The organism is Pseudomonas sp. Ps21-P2 (genome assembly GCF_039672565.1).
Taxonomy (GTDB): Bacteria; Pseudomonadota; Gammaproteobacteria; order Pseudomonadales; family Pseudomonadaceae; genus Aquipseudomonas.
Window position 1 is genome coordinate 195,109 of record NZ_JBDFPL010000002.1, and the last position, 16,507, is coordinate 211,615.

The window sequence follows — 16,507 nt, forward strand, 5'->3', positions numbered from 1 at the left end:
GGGCAGCCTAGCACAAAGCGTAATACCCGTAACCTCTACCAGGCGGATCGAAAAGCCAGGGGGATTTTGACGTCTTGATTCAGGTCGTCGTTCACGCCGCACATCTCGTCGTGAACCACGGCGTGGACCAGATTGAACGGCATCGGCGCAACCGGCTGCAGCAGTTCGCGTGCGTGCTCGACTGAGCGCAGGTGCAATGCCTTGTTCTGCGCATCGACCAAACGATGCGCGACGCCCTGCATCCTGGCTTCCAGCAAGTAAATGCCGCCTTCGATGGAGATCAGATTGAGCTCTTCAACACCTCTGGTGCTGGCGTGGGAAATGAGTTCCTGAAGGTTCATGGCAAATCCTCGCGGGTCGCAGGAAGTCGATCAGTGCTTGGTGACTTTGTCCAGAAAGCCCATGGCGCAGGCCGACACAACAAAGGTCATGTGGATGATCACGTACCACATCAGGTACTGCGGCTCGATGTTCTTGGCGTCCATGAACACCCGCAACAGGTGAATGGACGAAATCGCGACGATGGACGCGGCGACTTTCATCTTCAGCGACGAAGAATCCATCTTGCCCAGCCAGTTGAGCTTTTCCTTGCCTTCGTCGATGTCCAGCTGCGACACGAAGTTCTCGTAGCCGGAGATCATCACCATGACCAGCAAACCACCGACCAGCGCCATGTCGATCAACGACAGCAGCACAAGGATCAGGTCAGATTCGGCCAGCGCGAATACGTTGGGGATGATATGGAAGATTTCCTGGAAAAACTTCAGCGCCAGCGCCAGAAGCCCCAGAGACAAACCAAAGTAGATCGGCGCCAGCAGCCAGCGGGAGGCGTACATGGCATTTTCGATAAAACGTTCCATTGAAGCTCACTGATAATTTAAAAGCTCGCGAGTATAGGGCGAGGGCCGATTAGCACAACCCACTGCGAAAAGAGTTGAAACAATAACGCCCGATCGGGCATGGGGGAAGCTCGGCAAATCCGCGTCTGCAGACCGTAGAAGGCAGACGCGGAACGCCTCGAAACGAAGGGGTCAGTTGGCGGGAGACGTCCGCTGACCCACGGCGGCGTCGCTGTTGATTCTTCGCAGCTCCCCCTGGAGGTGAAGCCCCCAGATCGGGATCTCCTCCGCCGTTTGATAGCCATGCAGCAGGAGGCTTTCGGCAATGGCATCAAGGACCGATTCGGCAGCAACCGGTCCATGAAAAGGCCCCTGAGCCTTGAGTGCGGAGGGCTGTTCGCCAGACATCCCGGCGGCGAACAGCAAGGTCCACATTCCTTTATCGCCTGACAGCGGGCGAACAACACATTCGATTCGGGTCACCAGACCCAGGCAATGGCGAGTAAGGCAGAGGCTGCGCGGCATGGCGAGCTCCTTATTGATTGCAGTATTCATATCCTTCGCATAACGAAGGAAACGCGTCAGTCCCTTTGACAACTGCTGCAACCCGACAATATCGAACAACTACCCCGTTGGAAAAGCGCGAAAACGAAAAGGGCGCCGAATGGTCATTTGGCCATCAAGCGCCCTGTTTCATTGACGTCAAAGGCCTAGCTTTTCAGCTCGGGCTGTAATTGTGGCGCCTCCTTTTCGAGCTCTTTGAGGTCGTCGTCGCTGAGCATTTCAGCGATGTCGCGCAGACGGTCCACCACCCTGCCGTTCACCGAATCATCGGGGAATTGACCGTCTTCGTCCGCTTCACCCACCGGCATGCCGACCAACAGACTCAGCGCCTCATCCACCTGACGCACGGCGTACACGTGGAACTGCCCCGCGCGCACGGCCTGCAGCACGCGCTCGTCCAGCATCAGCGTGGCGACGTTGGCGTGGGGAATGATCGCGCCTTGATCGCCCGTAAGACCTCGGGCTTCGCAGAGTCGGAAGAAGCCTTCGATCTTCTCGTTAACGCCGCCAACCGCCTGGACTTCACCGAACTGGTTGATCGAGCCGGTGATGGCGAAGCACTGTTTAAGTGGGGTTTTCGACAGCGCTGAAATGAGCGTGCAGACCTCGCCGAGTGAAGCGCTGTCGCCATCGACGTAGCCGTAGGACTGTTCCAGCGCGATGCTCGCGGAAATGGCCAGCGGGAATTCCTGGGCGTAACGGCTGCCCAGATAACCGGTGAGGATCATCACCCCTTTGGAGTGAATCGGCTGGCCCAGGTTGACCTCACGCTCGATGTCGACGATGCCGCTACCGCCCGGGTAAACCGTCGCCGAGATGCGCGCCGGCACACCGAACGCCGAATCACCCACTTCCAGCACCGTCAGGCCGTTGCACTTGCCGACTGCCGCGCCCTGAGTGTCGATCAGGATGATGCCGGCGAGCATGTCATCGAGAATTCGGGCCGACACACGTCCGGTGCGGGTGGCCTTGGCTTTCAACGCACGCTCGATATGCCCGGCGTCAGTGCGTTCATCACCGGCCACGCTGCGGATGAAGTCCGCTTCGCTGACCAGTTGAAATAGATCGCCGATGCGCGCCGACAAGCGCCCCTGATGCTCGGCGAGACGCGCGCTGTACGTGGCAAGACGCGCAACCGCATCCGCCGTCAGCGGCGCCATGCCCTCTTCCGAGGTCCGGGTTTTGAGCAACTGGGCGAACTGCTCCAGACTCTCGTCGACCATCGGGATGTCTTCGTCGAAATCCACCAGCACCCGGAACATTTCCTGGAAGTCCGGATCGAGGTCCTGCAGCGTGTAATACAGCGACCGCGCGCCAATGATGATGACTTTGACCTGCAGCGGGATGGTCTGCGGGGTCAGCGTCACGGTGGCCAGACGACCCAGTTCGCCCAGCGGCGCTTCCATTTTCAGTTTGCGCGATTGCAGGGAGCGCTTCAGCGCGTCCCACACGAATGGCTCGCTGAGCATTTTCTCGGCTTCCAGCACCAGAAAACCGCCGTTGGCCCGGTGAAATGCTCCGGGGCGCAGCTGACGATAGGTGGTGTAAAGCGCGCCCTGGTCGGTGCTGTATTCGATGCGACCGAAGAGGTTGTCGTAAGTCGGGTGCGGCTCGAATACCACCGGCGCGCCGCCGCTGGCGGAATGCCCGACCATCAGGCTCGGGCAGTATTGCTCTTCGAGCAGCTTGCGCGCCTGGGCATCGGTTTTGCTGTCGTCGACCAATTGCTCGACCACGGTCCTGAGCAGATTGACCTGCACCGCCTGAAGGTAGGCGCACACCGCGGCGTTCTCGGCGTACTGCTCGGACAACGGTGCCAACAAAGGCTGGAGCGCGAGGATGATGGTCTCTTCATTGAGCTCACGCATCTGGTTGTTGGACTCGCGCTTCCACTGCGGCAGGCTGGCGAGTTCTTCATTCAACCGCTCTTCCAGCGTCGAAATATCGGTGTGAAAACGCTCGCGCTCGGCTTCCGGCAATTGCGAAAACTCGGCCTCGTCCAGCGCCTTGCCTTCGAGCATCGGGGTGAACGCAATGTTGGTGTTGTCGCGGTACAGCGCGATGTCCTTTTCCAGCGCAAGACGTTCGATGACATCGAGGGCGCGGTCGTAGCGCTGATTGAAGGCGCGGTCAATCGAGCTCTTCTTCTGCTGGTAGGACGGATGTTCGAACACCGCAGGAAACGTCGACAGCAGGTTGTCGATCAGTCCGTTGATGTCGGCAATGAACGCACTGGCGCTGCCGGGCGGCAGTTCAAGGGCGCGCGGCTCACGGGCGTCATCGAAATTATTGACGTAGACCCAGTCCGACGGCGTCTGCATGCGCTTGGCTTCGGCCTTGAGGTAGCGCTTGACGAAGGAGAAGCGGCCGGTGCCGGGCTCGCCCATGACGAACACGTTGTAACCAGGGCGCGGCATGGCGACGCCGAATTGCAGGGCTTCGACCGCGCGCTCCTGGCCGAGTACGCCGCGAAAGGGTTCCAGATCGTTGGTTGTCGTGAAGCTGAACTGTTCAGCGGAAAAGGGACGGGTCAGCGCTTCGGGCGCAAGTCGCAAGCTGGCAGCAACAGAATCGGGCATCGGACATCCTTACATCAGGCGGGGCAGATGGGCGCATTCTGGCGCTCGCCGCACCGCACTGGCAAGGCATGAACCACCTGATCGCTTTTCCGTATGAGGAACCGGCCTACACACCCGGCGGAGGCGGATTACACACAACAATCTGCATTTACTCACGGAACGTTCATATCGTGCCTAAACTCCAACTTGCGCGACCGGTAACAATTTAAATAACCGGTCCGCCCTGGCGCCCTACCGGCCAGGAATCCGACCCTTGGTTGAAACAACAGAGACTAAAGCTATGAAACGGATTCTTCTTGGTACTCTCTTCGCCGCTGTGTCCATCAACGCCATGGCTCAAGCTCCTGGCGGTCCGGACTGCGGCTGGGGCAACATGCTGTTTGAAGGTCAACGCGGCACTCCAGCTCACTTCCTCGCTTCCACCACCAACGGTACTTCGGGCAACGCCACCTTCGGCATGACCTCGGGCACCAACGGTTGCTCCACCAACAGCGCGCTGACCTACGGCGGCAAATCCTGGATTGCCATGAACGGCATGATGGACGAGCTCTCCAAAGACATGGCCATGGGTCAAGGCGAAGCACTGACCACGTACGCGGTCGTGTTGGGCGTTGCACCGGAAGACCGTGCGCATTTCGCCGCAGTCACCCACGAGCACTATCAGCAGATCTTCACCAAGGCTGACGCCACTGCTGAAGATGTTCATACCAACACCATCGACGTCCTGAAGAACGATCCGACTCTGGCTAAATACGCGACCCAAGCTTAAAGTCGTGCCGCCTGCCTTCCTCCCCGGAAGGCAGGTTCTCCGCCCTGCCCACTTCTGACTAGTTGCCAATCTATGCTCAAACGCCTTGCCTGGCTGGTGCTCTGTGTCTGCGCCCCGCTGTCCGCCGCGCCCCACGTCGACAATGATCGTTTGCAGCAACTGGCCAATTCCAGGTTCTGGATCTCCATTGGTCACTACGAAGCCGGCAAGCTGGGTGGCTGGCGCAGTTATGTCGATGACCCTAAGTTTTTCCTCGCCCAGAACGGCGCCCATGATCCTAAAGCCGAGCTGGCCGCGACGCTTGAGGCGATCTACCGTCCTGTCACTCAAGGCCAGGAAAACGCCCACCCGCAATGCGTTTACCCCTCCCGCACGCGCTTTTTGCGTGACGAATTGAAGCTGACCGATTTGCCTGTGGTCGACTGCAAAGAATTCAACAAATGGTTTTCCGATGTGGCCCCGGACAGCACTGTGCTGATTTTCCCGGCGGCGTACCTGAACAGTCCGTCCTCCATGTTTGGGCACACCCTGCTGCGCATCGATCAGGCCGACGTGCAGGCGAACAAGACCGCTTTGCTCAGCTACGCGATCAATTTCGGCGCCTACATCGAGGGCTCCGACAACAGCATTTTGTACGCATGGAAAGGCCTGGCGGGCGGCTACCCTGGGCTGTTCGCACTGGTTCCGTACCAGGAAAAGCTTTCTGAATACCGCAGCCTGGAGAACCGCGATCTGTGGGAATACCGCCTCAATCTGACGCCGGAAGAAACCCGGCGCATGGTCGAGCACGTTTGGGAACTCAAACAGATTCGCTTTGGGTATTTCTTCTTCGACGAGAACTGCTCCTATCGCCTGCTTGAGCTGCTTCAGGTGGCTCGCCCGAGCCTGGACCTGACGCCGCAGTTTCGTCTGACGGCGATTCCCACGGACACCGTGCGCGCGGTTAAGGAAGCGGGTCTGGTCGAGAAGATCGACTATCGCCCGTCCAGGGAGCGCGAACTGCTGAGCCGCGCCGAGCCGTTGAACCACGACGAGCAACAGTGGGTTTTGAAAGTCAGCGCGGACCAGAAGCAAATGCAGAGCCCCGAATACATCGCGCTGCCGAAGGAACGTCGCGCGTTGATTCAGGACGCGGCCTACAGGCTGGAGCGGTATCGCGCCAACGGCCAGGAGCGAGACCCTACCAGCGCGCAACGCAGCTATGACTTGCTGCGCGCAATCAGCACCAATCCACCGCCTGCGCTGGAGATTGAGCGCCCGGGTCTGCCGGAAGACGGGCATGAGTCGCGCACGTGGCAACTGGGTGCGGGCACGCGGGATGACAAGGCATTTGCCGAATACGGCCTGCGCATGGCGTATCACGATTTGAATGACAACGCGTACGGCTTCCCGCTGGGTGCGCAGATCGAGATTCTGCAGCTCAAGCTGCGCCAATATGAAGACAGTCACTGGCAGGTGCAGCGCCTCGATCTGGCGACCATCCGCTCGCTGACACCGCGCAACGAGCTGTTGCAGCCCTGGTCGTGGCAAGTGGCGGGTGGCCTTGAGCGGGTGTTGGGCAAGCATGGCGACGAAAACCTGGTCAGTCACGTCAACGGCGGCGCGGGTGGTACCTGGAAGCTGGGGGATGACGTGCTGGGCTTCGCCATGGGAACGGTGCGAGTCGAGCACAACAACGATTTCTCCGCGCTGGTTTCGCCGGCGGCGGGCTTCAACACCGGCGTGCTGTGGCGTAATCCGCTGGGTAACTTCAGCCTAGAAACCAAGGGCGATTACTTCACCAACGGCGAAGTGCGGCGCAACATCAGCCTGAACCAGCAGTGGGAGCTGTCGCGCAACCTTGGCCTACGGCTGAGCGCGCAGCGGGATTTTAGCCAGCTGACCTCGCCGGTGAATGAAGTGATGCTGGAGCTGAAGTGGTACCACTATTGAGTGGCAGGCGCCTGAATTATTCAATGTGATGCCGGACGCCTTCCCGGCTGAAGCCGGTCCTACGATGCGCGCGACGGTTCTGTAGGACTGGCTTTAGCCGGGAAGAGGCCAGCGCTGCTATGTGCGCGTCGTGGCGTAACCTTCTTCTTCGATCAATTCCACAATCTGCTCGGCGCCAAGCTGGCTCTGGACTTTCACCTCGCCTTTCGCCAGATCAACCTGCACCTGCGCCGTGGGGTCTTGCCCCTGGATGGCGCTGGTCACGGCACGCACGCAATGCGCGCAGGTCATGCCTTGAACGTTGAATACCTGCATGTGCTGACTCCTCTTCTCATCGAAAACACGTGATGGCGCCATCTAAGACCTTCCCGTCGGGGCAAGGTCAAGTTTCCGGGGGATCTGCCGGGCTGGCATTCATCTGCACTCTGCGCCAGAGTGCGCCTACAACCGTCATATCAGGAGAATCAGCCATGCGCTGGTCAGCCTTTCGTATTGCAGGTTTCGCCGGCCTGTTGGCGTGCGCATCCTGGGCTCATGCCGATCAGGACTACGGCGTGCTGATCATTTCCCGCGAGCGCCTGGAGGTTTCCACTTCCTGCGAAATCGGAATTTTCATGCAGGACCAACTGGTCGGCCGTCTGTACCAGGAGGAGTCGCGCTCATTCAATCTGCCTGCAGGCGATGTGTCGGTGCGCTTGCGTGTGCTCCCGGGTCAGACGCCGGGCTGCTCGCCAGGCATCGAAGCGCAGAACACCACGCGTCTGCACATCAATGCGGGTGACGTTTTGAAATACCGCATTGCGTCGGGTCCGAACGGGATGTATCTGAAGAAAGCGGATTTGAATTATTGAATCGCCTCCTGGTGACATCAATGCCCAAATAAGAACCGACCCAACGCGTAAGCTCACGCAAAGCGAATGGTCAGCGGGGACATGGTCGGAAGACTACGTTATGTAGCCTTCATCCCTGGACTGGGGGGCGGAGAGGCGTCTGCTCATCGGCGCTATAACTAAATGTCACCTTGCCGGCTGCGGTAGTGGGGAGGGTAATTTTGATAACCGGTATCCAGACTCCGTCAGTATCTATGAGATCGCTTTGGTTGTGCTGAGCGACAGGCAATCCGGCTGAGCCTGCCAAGTAGAAAAACGCTTCGAGCGGTAATGTTTTTCCCAAGCCGCTATCCCAGACGGCGAGGACAAGCTCATTGTTCTCTACAAAAGCCTGAGATCCCATTAAGGACATCGCTTCTAATCCAGCAACAAACGCGGGACCTGCATTGTTGTTTCGATCGTCGCTCACGTCGAATCCGCACTGCGCATAGTGTAAATTGCCAGGCTGCGATGTGTAATGAGTCCACCATTGCGCTGCAGTTGTAACGTTCTGTAAATGGCAGGGACGACTGCCTACTGTTCCTGGATGCTCACCACACCCCCTGTCAGCCCTGCTCCCCGTGCCTGCGTCAACCGGAAATAAGCAAAGCAACTCAGGATGCAGCTTCCCCTCGGCAAATAAATAAGCCGTCAAGATGTATCCGTTGTTATACCCCCAGGCCAACTTTCTGAAGTTAGCGTCAGACCTTAAGTAAGACGCGGACACGCCGCCTCGTGTAATACTTGCTGGACTGTTGTCCCATACGTGATACGCACCGGGACTATTGCTCGTACCGCGGATCATTACCCCATTACACAAAAACGCTGGTTGCGACGGCGTTCCGCAATTTGCAGCTGTGTCGGCGTAACGATTGGTGAGGTGCCTGACCCCGTCCTCCCCAGAGTCTTGCTGTATCGTAGCGCGGTGCGCGACATGCGGAATAGGACGCTGAGTTGTATCGAAGCCCGATCTTTGCTCACTGACACAAGCAACAAGGACGACATACACAAGTAAAAACACCACCTTATTAATCTTTCTCATAATGGCCTCCGAAGCCAAAACACGAAAACTTCTAGAATAATCCAAAAAGACCATTGCACCTTCTCGGTTTCGTTACACCACAAGCTGCTATGAAACAATTTAAAACTGAACACTTCGTCAAATATTCATCCAAAGATCTGTGAGCTAACATCAGGAGTAATGGATGATGACTACGACTTCGTAATAGCCTGATCTCCTGCACTGTAAGTAAACGTCGCCTTGCCCCCTTCACTCGCCGGAAGTGTGAGCTTTATCACAGGTATCCATACCCCATCAGTACTATTGAGATCCAGCTGATTACGTTGTGCGACAGTCAATCCAGGCAGGCCAGCCACGTAGAAAAAAGCTTCCAGCGGGAGGGTCTTGCCCAATCCATTTCCCCAGACTGCAAGGATGAGCTCGTTCTGCTCTCTAAACGACTCAGGCCCCATCAAACCCATTGCCGCCAATCCCGCAGCGAAGGCAGGTCCTGCCGCCGAGTTTCTGGCATCGGTAACATCAAATCCGCATTGGTAGCTATGGCGACTGCTGGCGTGTGAGTTGTAATGCGTCCACCACTCCGTTGCGGTGGTAATGCCCTGTAGATGGCAGAGGCCGCTACCTGCATGACCAGGGTAATCACCACATCCCTTGTTTGTACGGGCCGAGGTACCCGCATCGATCGGAAAGAGGCACAGCACCTCGGGGTGCAGTTTCTCAGCCGCATAAAAATAAGCGGTCAAGATATAGCCGTTGTTGTACCCGTAGGCGAGTTTATTGTAATTAACATCCGACCTTAAGTAGGAAATAGAGACGCCACCCTTTTCAATAGAAGCAGCACTGTTCTCCCATACGTGGTAAGTCGGTTCACTGCTGGTGCCCCTAATCATCACTCCATTGCACAGAAAGGACGGCGGTGAAGGCGTTCCGCAATCTGCAGCTGTCTTGCTGTACCGGTCTTCTAGATGTCGCGCAACATCATCGCCGGTATCTTGCTGAATAGCAGGACTCTGCGTAAATCGAGGATCATTACCGTGGGGCCCGTTTAATGAAGGCTGCTCGCCTACACATGCAACAAGTCCGATATAGATAAGTGCAAGCGCGACAGATCCGAATCTATTCATGCTGATCTCCTGATGATAATCAATGGCAATCCATGTCAAAAAATGATATTCGGCCGTTCAAGCATCATTCACTGGACGGGCTTTGCCAACTGACACATATGACAGTGATCGATACCGCTTCGAAATAATCCATGCAGCGCTTATCGCAAATAGCTCTAGCCACTTGGCAACCGCACATGGGCAAGACAAAATTATTAACCTATTAGAGACAGGCGACCAACTACTCAAGAAAAAATAAAAACAATGCGTAAACTTGACGATTTAAACCCCTCTTACTAGCCTTCACTTCTCACCTTATAGTTTGCAAACCGGCAAGGAGCTGTTCATGAATTTGCCCACACCTTCTAATGACCAATCGTCACAAAACGTGGACCTGATTAATATTTACGATGGCGAAGCCCTGCTGGGCACAGCTACAAGTAACGGTGCAACTTGGTCATTCAACGCCCGGAATCTTCCACCGGGCTTGCACACTTTTACCGCGCGCACCATCACAGGTCGCTCCAATGAGTGGCGTATTACGGTGACCGAGGCAGCGATGAATCTGGTGGCACCTCATGTGAGGGAGGCAACCTTGGTTGCGGATAACAGGGAGCGGCTGGATTATTACCAGGTAAACGATGTTATTCACTGTATCGTTCCTAACTACAATATGAAGTCTGGCGATACCGTGAAAGCGTATTGGGTGGGTCGGAACATCACTATTGGTTCACCCATCCAAACGGTGGGAAGCCCACCGTCGCTGCAACCGTTTCCGATATCGAAATATGAAGTCATTGATGTCATAGGCCACAACGCATCTCTCTACTACACCGTAAAACGCCCCCCCGACACAGAGACTTTTACCTCGTTGACACTCCTCCTCACCGTAGAAGGACATTCATTCCAAGTGGATGCCCCGACCATCAACGATGGACACGATAATCTGCGGGTAAAAAAGCAGCCCGAGTTCAATAAAGACAGCACCGCTGGCGTTCGCGCCATCGGCGCTGATGGTGATCAATGGTCCGCAGACATAACGCCTGCGTTTGGTAGCGACCCTCATCTAAACTTCAAGATTGATCCATCTTGGCTAGCTCGAAACAGGGGAAAGCCGGCAGTTTTCAATTGCAGCGTAGGGGTCAATCCGGGAGACCCTCACTACCTGTTCTCGCAACTGCTCAGAGTAGCATCGGTGTGAACGCAAAAACCCGGCCTGAGCCGGGTGTTTTTCTGGGTCGATTACTGCATCCAGGGCGGAGGCGGTTCTTCGGTTTTGTTCGGCGGCGCATCGTCCGCCGTTCTCGCGGCTTGGCGTCTTGCATCGTCCAGTCGCGCCGCTTCAATCTCGCGCAACACACTGCCGACGTCGGCAATCTCGTCCGGATCAGCGAACTCGCCCGTCAGCACGGTCGCTGGGGACAACGTGCCCGCTTCGAAGTGGGACCACATCTCCCGGGCATAGCGCGTCTGCTTCAGCTCCGGCGCGAAGCGGCCGAAGTAGGACGCCATGTTGCCGACGTCGCGCTCCAGCATGGTAAACGCATGGTTGTTGCCCGCCGCATCCACCGCTTGCGGCAAGTCGATAATGACCGGCCCCGTGGGCGTGAGCAGCACATTGAACTCGGACAGGTCACCATGCACCAGACCGGTACACAACATCAGCACGATCTGCTGAATCAGGAACGCGTGGTATTCGCGCGCCTGATCCGGCTCAAGCGTCACGTCATTCAGACGCGGCGCGGCATCACCGTATTCATCGGCGATCAGCTCCATGAGCAGTACGCCCTCAAGGAAGTCGTACGGCTTGGGCACTCGCACGCCGGCGCCTGCCAGACGGAACAGAGCCGCGACTTCGGCGTTCTGCCACGCGTCTTCGGTTTCCTTGCGGCCGAACTTCGAACCCTTGGCCATGGCGCGGGCCTGGCGGCTGTTGCGGACCTTACGGCCTTCCTGATATTCCGCTGCCTGACGGAAACTACGTTTGTTGGCCTCCTTGTAAACCTTGGCACACCGCAGCTCATTGCCACAGCGCACCACATAAACAGCTGCCTCTTTACCGCTCATGAGCGGGCGCAGCACCTCGTCCACAAGACCGTCTTCGATCAGGGGTTCAATGCGTTTAGGAGTCTTCATCAGCTTTTATTGGGGGTCCTTCGTTGCCAAACACGCGATTGTTGCTCGTTATACGGCAATCCTCTGCCAGCGAGTAGGGGGTCAGGTCGATTGACTGTATGCCAGCTGTCTCACGATATCCCTGACACTTCGCCAAGCAGCATTCGTGCCGACGCATATCTACACCGCTTGACAGCCTCTACCACCGCGCTTGTCGACGAGCGACTACAGCGCAACCACGCAAGCTTCGCTCATCATCCGCGAAACAGTTCGCCAGGTGTCCTCCCGAACAGCCCTTTGAAAGCAGCAATAAAAGCCGACGTCGAATCGTAACCGCAATTGAGCGCCGTGCTCGTAACGCTCACCCCTTCCTCCAAAGCATTGAGTGACGACAGCAAGCGTGCCCTCTGCCGCCAACCCCGAAAGCTCAAGCCGGTTTCGCGCTGAAACAATCGTGTGAGCGTCTTTTCCGACATGTTCAAACGCGCCGCCCAGTCATTCAGGGTGACCGCTTGATCCGGCGTTTCGATCAGTTCACCACACAGTCCCAGCAAGCGTGGATGACGAGGTAGCGGGAGCGAGAAACCCACCTCGGGCAAATTCGCCTGCTGGTCGAGCAATACCTGAACAAGGCGGGACTCGGCGCTATCCAGCTCCGGGTAATCCGCTGGCAACTGACAAAACGTCTTTATCAACTCCCTGGCGAGTGGCGTGACTTCGAGCACCCGGCAACGATCTGGCGCCCAATCGCAATCCTCTTTGCGCACGTAAAGGCTGCGCATCTCAGCCCGGGTCGACGTGACAACTTCATGCTCCAGCCCGGCGGGAATCCACACGCCCCACTGCGGCGGCGCGAAGAAACTGCCGTGGGGTGTATGCACGCCGAGGACGCCGCTGATGGCGTAGGAAAACTGCACCCAGTCGTGGCGGTGAGTCGGTGTCCAGGAACCTGCGCCAAGGCTTTCGGCGCGGGCGTAGAGCGGGCGCGAAAGGCCTTCAAGCGAAGGGACTTGTCGCTCTGTTTCGGGGTTTCGCGGGGAGATGTGTGCGGTGGCGGGCATGGACTGGCCTTTGGTGTGAGGCGGCAGTTTACGTTTTTGCCGCGGATGGGTACCAGATGCGGGTCATCAGGGGCGAAGCTGAGGGTTAGAACGATTGTTCATTAAGCTTGGCTGGTCTCGAGGTTAGCCACTACCAACTTCCTGTTTTCGGGCGCCTGCGACGCCTCCGTGATCTGTGCACTGTCATTTGTGACAGCAGACAGATGCTTACGCCGGGTAGATGATGACCTTGCGTCGATTATTTAAAGCTCACTACCGCCCCAAATCGACGCGCATCTTTTAATGGGCAGCGACCTACCCACGGCTCTCCTCAAGGAAGATTGTCATGTCCAAATTCAAAAATGCGTTACGCCACACAGCGACACAATCCGGCGAACCGCGGCATCAAGACCCGTTTTACCCTAAGCCCTTAGTCACGTTAGCGACCAATGCAGTATTAGACCCGACGCAGGTAAGCCCCGCCGGGATGGAGATAAAGGTTTCTTACCCGACGATCAAAACTGGCGATGTAATCGCACTCATATTTAACCGTATCGACACATTCGTTCCAATTGAGGTTGGCGATGAAAGAGTGGTTTCTTTCTGGATATCTGCTTCATACATCGTTCCGACGCTAGGCGAAACGGTGGAAATCTATTACAAGACTGTCAGCAGTGAGGGTGATGTGAATCAGTCGGAAGTATTGCAGCTAACTGTGCTGCCATTTATGGACGGAGATTTGAAAATGGCCAAAGTTGAACAAGCATCAGATGGCGCGCCGGGCGAGTTAGATCTTTCTAAATTTGCCGGTGATGCAGACATTTCCATCGAGCCATGGCCTCTGATAGCCGCGGGACAACGCGTATGGCTCGACATGGTGAGCAACAAAGGCACCTCGAACATTCTTAAAAGCTATTCGGTAACGAATGCAGACATTTCCGCGGGAATTACACACGGCATCAGCAGGACTGAACTCCTGGAGATTGCAAATAATAGCGAAATTACGTTTCCGCTGAAGGTGCAGTTTGATGGAACCGATACAGTCGTGGGTGCGAAGGAATTTTCGACTCTGAAGCTGCGCCTCTTGGGCACGGCAGGGGGAACCGAGTACTCTGAGAATTTCAACGACCTCGTACCGCGAGTACTTGACCACGACCTAAACACTTTGAACATGAAAGTTTCGTTTGGCACAACCCGTCATCCAAATGAAATCGCTAGTGAAAACGGATCCATCTATTTAAAAATGCATACCGCTAAGACTGGCGGCATAGTAATTATTACATTCAACCGTGGAATTACCCCTTCTTACGTATCATTTGACCTAGCAGTGACTGATGGAGCATGCGTAGTTTATTGTTACAATGACTCCGACACAATCCCCCAAGAGCGTGGGGTGTCAGATTTCAAAACCATGAGATTTGACGCACCCGGTATAAAAGAACTGCGATTTTATGCCATTAACGCCATACCCATGGAAACTGAATTTCTTTTAGATAATTTCAGATTTAACGACACGACGGGAACTCCATTCCTCCAGCTGTGACGCTGCTTGCAAACTTCGGGTTATTTATGACTGTCCAAAATACCGGATATCCCGGCGCCCCGTCGGATAGCGGTAATCACAAGGACAGGATTATGACTGAACCAGATGGTCAGCACTCTCGCAAACCTTCAAGTACGCCTGGACCTTCGAATGATGTAAAAAAAGGGTCGAATTTATTCAAATTATCGAGTCCCTGGCGAGTGGCGTGACTTCGAGCACCCGGCAACGATCTGGCGCCCAATCGCAATCCTCTTTGCGCACGTAAAGGCTGCGCATCTCAGCCCGGGTCGACGTGACAACTTCATGATCGAGCCCGGCCGGAATCCAAACGCCCCACTGCGGCGGTGCGAAGAAACTGCCATGGGGTGTGTGCACGCCGAGCACGCCGCTGATGGCGTAGGAAAACTGCACCCAGTCGTGGCGGTGAGTCGGTGTCCAGGAACCTGCGCCAAGGCTTTCGGCGCGGGCGTAAAGCGGGCGCGGGAGATCTTCAAGCCAAGGGACTTGTCGCTCGGTCTCGGGGTTTCGCGGGGAGATGTGTCCGGTGGTGGGCATGGGCTGGCCTGCTGTAAGAGGCTGCAGTTTACGTGCTTGCTGCGAATGGGAACCCGCAGGGCTGATTAAGTGCGGTGTTCAGGCCTTAGATGGATTTTTCATTACGCGTGGCTCATTCCGCGATTAGCTGCCTATACCCCCTGTTCTCAGGCGCGTGAGTCGCCTACGTGATTTGTGCACTGTCATTTGTGACAGCAGACAGATGCTTGTCCGGCGCTGATGATGGTCCTGCGCCAGAGATTAAAACGTCCTTGCGGTCAGCCCTCAACCAGCCTTCAAGTTTCGACGGGGTGAAGACGTGCAAGGGATACCCTTCAAGGAAGCGTCTCATGTCTAAACCCAAAAAAGCGGCGAACTCGCCAACGGGCAAATCCGCGAGTCCGCAGCGGCTTAACCCGATCTACCCAAAACCTACCGTTCCCGTGGCGCTTGGCGAATTTCTGTCGCCGAAGCAAGTGACCGCTGCGGGTTTGGAAGTGGTGGTGACTTACCCATCCATAAAGCCAGGGGATGTGATCGCACTGAAGTTTAATGCTGACGACACCTTTGTTCCGATAGAGGTGGAGAACCATACTTCTGTTTCTTTCTGGGTTTCGGTGCCGCACATCATCAAAGCCCTTGGAACAACTGTCGACATTCAATACACGCTTAGCGGTGAGAGCGCTGGACAGAAGTCAGACATCTTGCAGCTGACAGTGCTGCCTTTCATGGAAGGAGATTTGAAAATGGCGAAAATCACGGAAGCCTCACCACCGACACCAGGTGTACTTGATCTTGCTACGTTCACGGGCGATGCAGAAGTTAAAGTGGCACCTTGGCCAATGATTGAAGCGGGACAGACTGTTTGGTTAGACCTTGAATACGAGGGCCAGGTCAGTGCTATTCCCATTATCGCTGGGGAGAAGGTGACTACTGCCGAGGTCGGGACCGGAATTACTCGCTCTATCCTTAGAACGGATTTGGAAAAAGCGCCGCATGACAAGTTGATCAATCTGCCTTTGAAAGTGAATTTTAGTGATGCTGCAATTATTCCGTTCCCAGCGCTTGAATTAGTGGTGCTGCAGAAAGGTGGCGGTGAGGACATTGAGAACTTTGACGGTGAGTCGCTGGGCTTGATTAGCGGAGGTTTCCTGAACACACCACTCATTAAGTTCGAGTTCCGCGCCACGGAGATGAGGCCTGAAATCGTAGGCGTGCCGGGTGCGAAGAAACTTCAGTTCATTGCCTTTAATAATGTGGCGACCGTGGCGGAATTCATAAAGAAAACCTACTCTACCGTCACGTTTGACTTTTATACAGCTGAAGATTCTGTAATTGAAAGCTACGGCAGCGATCCGCAAGACAATAGAACGCAATTTTTCGAAGCTTTGTCGACAACGACCGTAGAGATTCTTACAGAAAACGTAGACCGCATTGAGTTTAGGGGGCCCCTCCTCAGTACAATGATGACAATCGACAATATCATAATGAAATAAAGATACTAAAAAAACGCCAGCCTTCGGATGAGAGATAACCACGCTAAGCTTTTTTGCGATAAAGGCGGTCTTATTTATTTAAATAACGGGGGCCGATTAATTT

General features: G+C 55.8%; 15 protein-coding genes and 1 pseudogene. 6 read left to right on the plus strand and 10 right to left on the minus strand.

Annotation, left to right across the window (positions count from 1 at the left end):
* Positions 1–35: 35 nt before the first annotated feature.
* The 4 genes from ABEH28_RS04805 to ABEH28_RS04820 all read right to left on the minus strand — a co-directional run bounded on the left by ABEH28_RS04805 (position 36) and on the right by ABEH28_RS04820 (position 3,982).
* Positions 36–341 (minus strand): DUF6482 family protein, encoded by a 306-nt coding sequence (locus ABEH28_RS04805; protein WP_346629274.1) that lies wholly within the window; start codon positions 339–341, stop codon positions 36–38.
* A gap of 30 nt (positions 342–371) precedes the next feature.
* Positions 372–860 (minus strand): TIGR00645 family protein, encoded by a 489-nt coding sequence (locus ABEH28_RS04810; protein WP_122535348.1) that lies wholly within the window; start codon positions 858–860, stop codon positions 372–374.
* A 171-nt stretch (positions 861–1,031) separates the two neighbouring features.
* The gene (locus ABEH28_RS04815) at positions 1,032–1,364 is read right to left on the minus strand and encodes a hypothetical protein (protein WP_346629536.1); all 333 of its coding nucleotides are present in this window, start codon (positions 1,362–1,364) and stop codon (positions 1,032–1,034) included.
* Positions 1,365–1,549: 185 nt separating this feature from the next.
* A complete protein-coding gene (locus ABEH28_RS04820; RefSeq protein WP_192173405.1) occupies positions 1,550–3,982 on the minus strand; it encodes an AAA family ATPase in 2,433 nt (810 codons plus the stop codon).
* 280 nt (positions 3,983–4,262) lie between these two features.
* Here ABEH28_RS04820 and ABEH28_RS04825 point away from each other — a divergent pair, with 280 nt between their 5' ends.
* Both ABEH28_RS04825 and ABEH28_RS04830 read left to right on the plus strand, forming a co-directional pair.
* Complete coding sequence (locus ABEH28_RS04825) at positions 4,263–4,751, plus strand: DUF3015 domain-containing protein (RefSeq protein WP_122535346.1); 489 nt, start codon at positions 4,263–4,265, stop codon at positions 4,749–4,751.
* A gap of 72 nt (positions 4,752–4,823) precedes the next feature.
* Positions 4,824–6,683, plus strand: a complete 1,860-nt coding sequence (locus ABEH28_RS04830; RefSeq protein WP_346629275.1) for a DUF4105 domain-containing protein — start codon at positions 4,824–4,826, stop codon at positions 6,681–6,683.
* A 117-nt stretch (positions 6,684–6,800) separates the two neighbouring features.
* Here the strand turns inward: ABEH28_RS04830 and ABEH28_RS04835 are convergent, their stop codons facing one another.
* A complete protein-coding gene (locus tag ABEH28_RS04835) occupies positions 6,801–6,998 on the minus strand; it encodes a cation transporter (RefSeq protein ID WP_346629276.1) in 198 nt (65 codons plus the stop codon).
* A gap of 155 nt (positions 6,999–7,153) precedes the next feature.
* Between ABEH28_RS04835 and ABEH28_RS04840 the strand changes: the two genes are divergently transcribed.
* Complete coding sequence (locus ABEH28_RS04840) at positions 7,154–7,534, plus strand: hypothetical protein (RefSeq protein WP_346629277.1); 381 nt, start codon at positions 7,154–7,156, stop codon at positions 7,532–7,534.
* A gap of 109 nt (positions 7,535–7,643) precedes the next feature.
* Here the strand turns inward: ABEH28_RS04840 and ABEH28_RS04845 are convergent, their stop codons facing one another.
* Complete coding sequence (locus ABEH28_RS04845) at positions 7,644–7,982, minus strand: hypothetical protein (RefSeq protein ID WP_346629278.1); 339 nt, start codon at positions 7,980–7,982, stop codon at positions 7,644–7,646.
* 782 nt (positions 7,983–8,764) lie between these two features.
* Complete coding sequence (locus ABEH28_RS04850) at positions 8,765–9,697, minus strand: hypothetical protein (protein WP_346629279.1); 933 nt, start codon at positions 9,695–9,697, stop codon at positions 8,765–8,767.
* Positions 9,698–10,022: 325 nt separating this feature from the next.
* Here ABEH28_RS04850 and ABEH28_RS04855 point away from each other — a divergent pair, with 325 nt between their 5' ends.
* Entirely contained in the window at positions 10,023–10,877 is an 855-nt protein-coding gene (locus ABEH28_RS04855; RefSeq protein WP_192173411.1) for a hypothetical protein, read from the plus strand.
* Between the two features lie 41 nt (positions 10,878–10,918).
* Here ABEH28_RS04855 and ABEH28_RS04860 read toward each other — a convergent pair whose 3' ends face one another.
* Both ABEH28_RS04860 and ABEH28_RS04865 read right to left on the minus strand, forming a co-directional pair.
* A complete protein-coding gene (locus ABEH28_RS04860; RefSeq protein ID WP_192173412.1) occupies positions 10,919–11,812 on the minus strand; it encodes a PA4780 family RIO1-like protein kinase in 894 nt (297 codons plus the stop codon).
* A gap of 233 nt (positions 11,813–12,045) precedes the next feature.
* Positions 12,046–12,852, minus strand: coding sequence for a helix-turn-helix transcriptional regulator (locus ABEH28_RS04865; protein WP_346629280.1), 807 nt, complete (start codon positions 12,850–12,852; stop codon positions 12,046–12,048).
* A 325-nt stretch (positions 12,853–13,177) separates the two neighbouring features.
* Here ABEH28_RS04865 and ABEH28_RS04870 point away from each other — a divergent pair, with 325 nt between their 5' ends.
* A complete protein-coding gene (locus ABEH28_RS04870) occupies positions 13,178–14,374 on the plus strand; it encodes a hypothetical protein (protein ID WP_346629281.1) in 1,197 nt (398 codons plus the stop codon).
* A gap of 183 nt (positions 14,375–14,557) precedes the next feature.
* Here the strand turns inward: ABEH28_RS04870 and ABEH28_RS04875 are convergent.
* Positions 14,558–14,929 (minus strand): annotated as a pseudogene (locus ABEH28_RS04875) (AraC family ligand binding domain-containing protein); the annotation flags it as partial.
* Positions 14,930–15,258: 329 nt separating this feature from the next.
* Here ABEH28_RS04875 and ABEH28_RS04880 point away from each other — a divergent pair.
* Positions 15,259–16,404 carry a hypothetical protein gene (locus ABEH28_RS04880; RefSeq protein ID WP_346629282.1) on the plus strand — a complete coding sequence of 382 codons (1,146 nt, stop codon included), beginning with the start codon at positions 15,259–15,261 and terminating at the stop codon, positions 16,402–16,404.
* Positions 16,405–16,507: the final 103 nt, after the last annotated feature.

Excerpts from the sequence above, each read along its gene's own strand:
- ABEH28_RS04805 (WP_346629274.1), bottom strand. The coding sequence starts at position 341 with ATGAACCTTCAGGAACTCATTTCCCACGCCAGCACCAGAGGTGTTGAA.
- ABEH28_RS04810 (WP_122535348.1), bottom strand. The coding sequence starts at position 860 with ATGGAACGTTTTATCGAAAATGCCATGTACGCCTCCCGCTGGCTGCTG.
- ABEH28_RS04815 (WP_346629536.1), bottom strand. The coding sequence starts at position 1,364 with ATGCCGCGCAGCCTCTGCCTTACTCGCCATTGCCTGGGTCTGGTGACC.
- ABEH28_RS04820 (WP_192173405.1), bottom strand. The coding sequence starts at position 3,982 with ATGCCCGATTCTGTTGCTGCCAGCTTGCGACTTGCGCCCGAAGCGCTG.
- ABEH28_RS04825 (WP_122535346.1), top strand. The coding sequence starts at position 4,263 with ATGAAACGGATTCTTCTTGGTACTCTCTTCGCCGCTGTGTCCATCAAC.
- ABEH28_RS04830 (WP_346629275.1), top strand. The coding sequence starts at position 4,824 with ATGCTCAAACGCCTTGCCTGGCTGGTGCTCTGTGTCTGCGCCCCGCTG.
- ABEH28_RS04835 (WP_346629276.1), bottom strand. The coding sequence starts at position 6,998 with ATGCAGGTATTCAACGTTCAAGGCATGACCTGCGCGCATTGCGTGCGT.
- ABEH28_RS04840 (WP_346629277.1), top strand. The coding sequence starts at position 7,154 with ATGCGCTGGTCAGCCTTTCGTATTGCAGGTTTCGCCGGCCTGTTGGCG.
- ABEH28_RS04850 (WP_346629279.1), bottom strand. The coding sequence starts at position 9,697 with ATGAATAGATTCGGATCTGTCGCGCTTGCACTTATCTATATCGGACTT.
- ABEH28_RS04855 (WP_192173411.1), top strand. The coding sequence starts at position 10,023 with ATGAATTTGCCCACACCTTCTAATGACCAATCGTCACAAAACGTGGAC.
- ABEH28_RS04860 (WP_192173412.1), bottom strand. The coding sequence starts at position 11,812 with ATGAAGACTCCTAAACGCATTGAACCCCTGATCGAAGACGGTCTTGTG.
- ABEH28_RS04865 (WP_346629280.1), bottom strand. The coding sequence starts at position 12,852 with ATGCCCGCCACCGCACACATCTCCCCGCGAAACCCCGAAACAGAGCGA.
- ABEH28_RS04870 (WP_346629281.1), top strand. The coding sequence starts at position 13,178 with ATGTCCAAATTCAAAAATGCGTTACGCCACACAGCGACACAATCCGGC.
- ABEH28_RS04880 (WP_346629282.1), top strand. The coding sequence starts at position 15,259 with ATGTCTAAACCCAAAAAAGCGGCGAACTCGCCAACGGGCAAATCCGCG.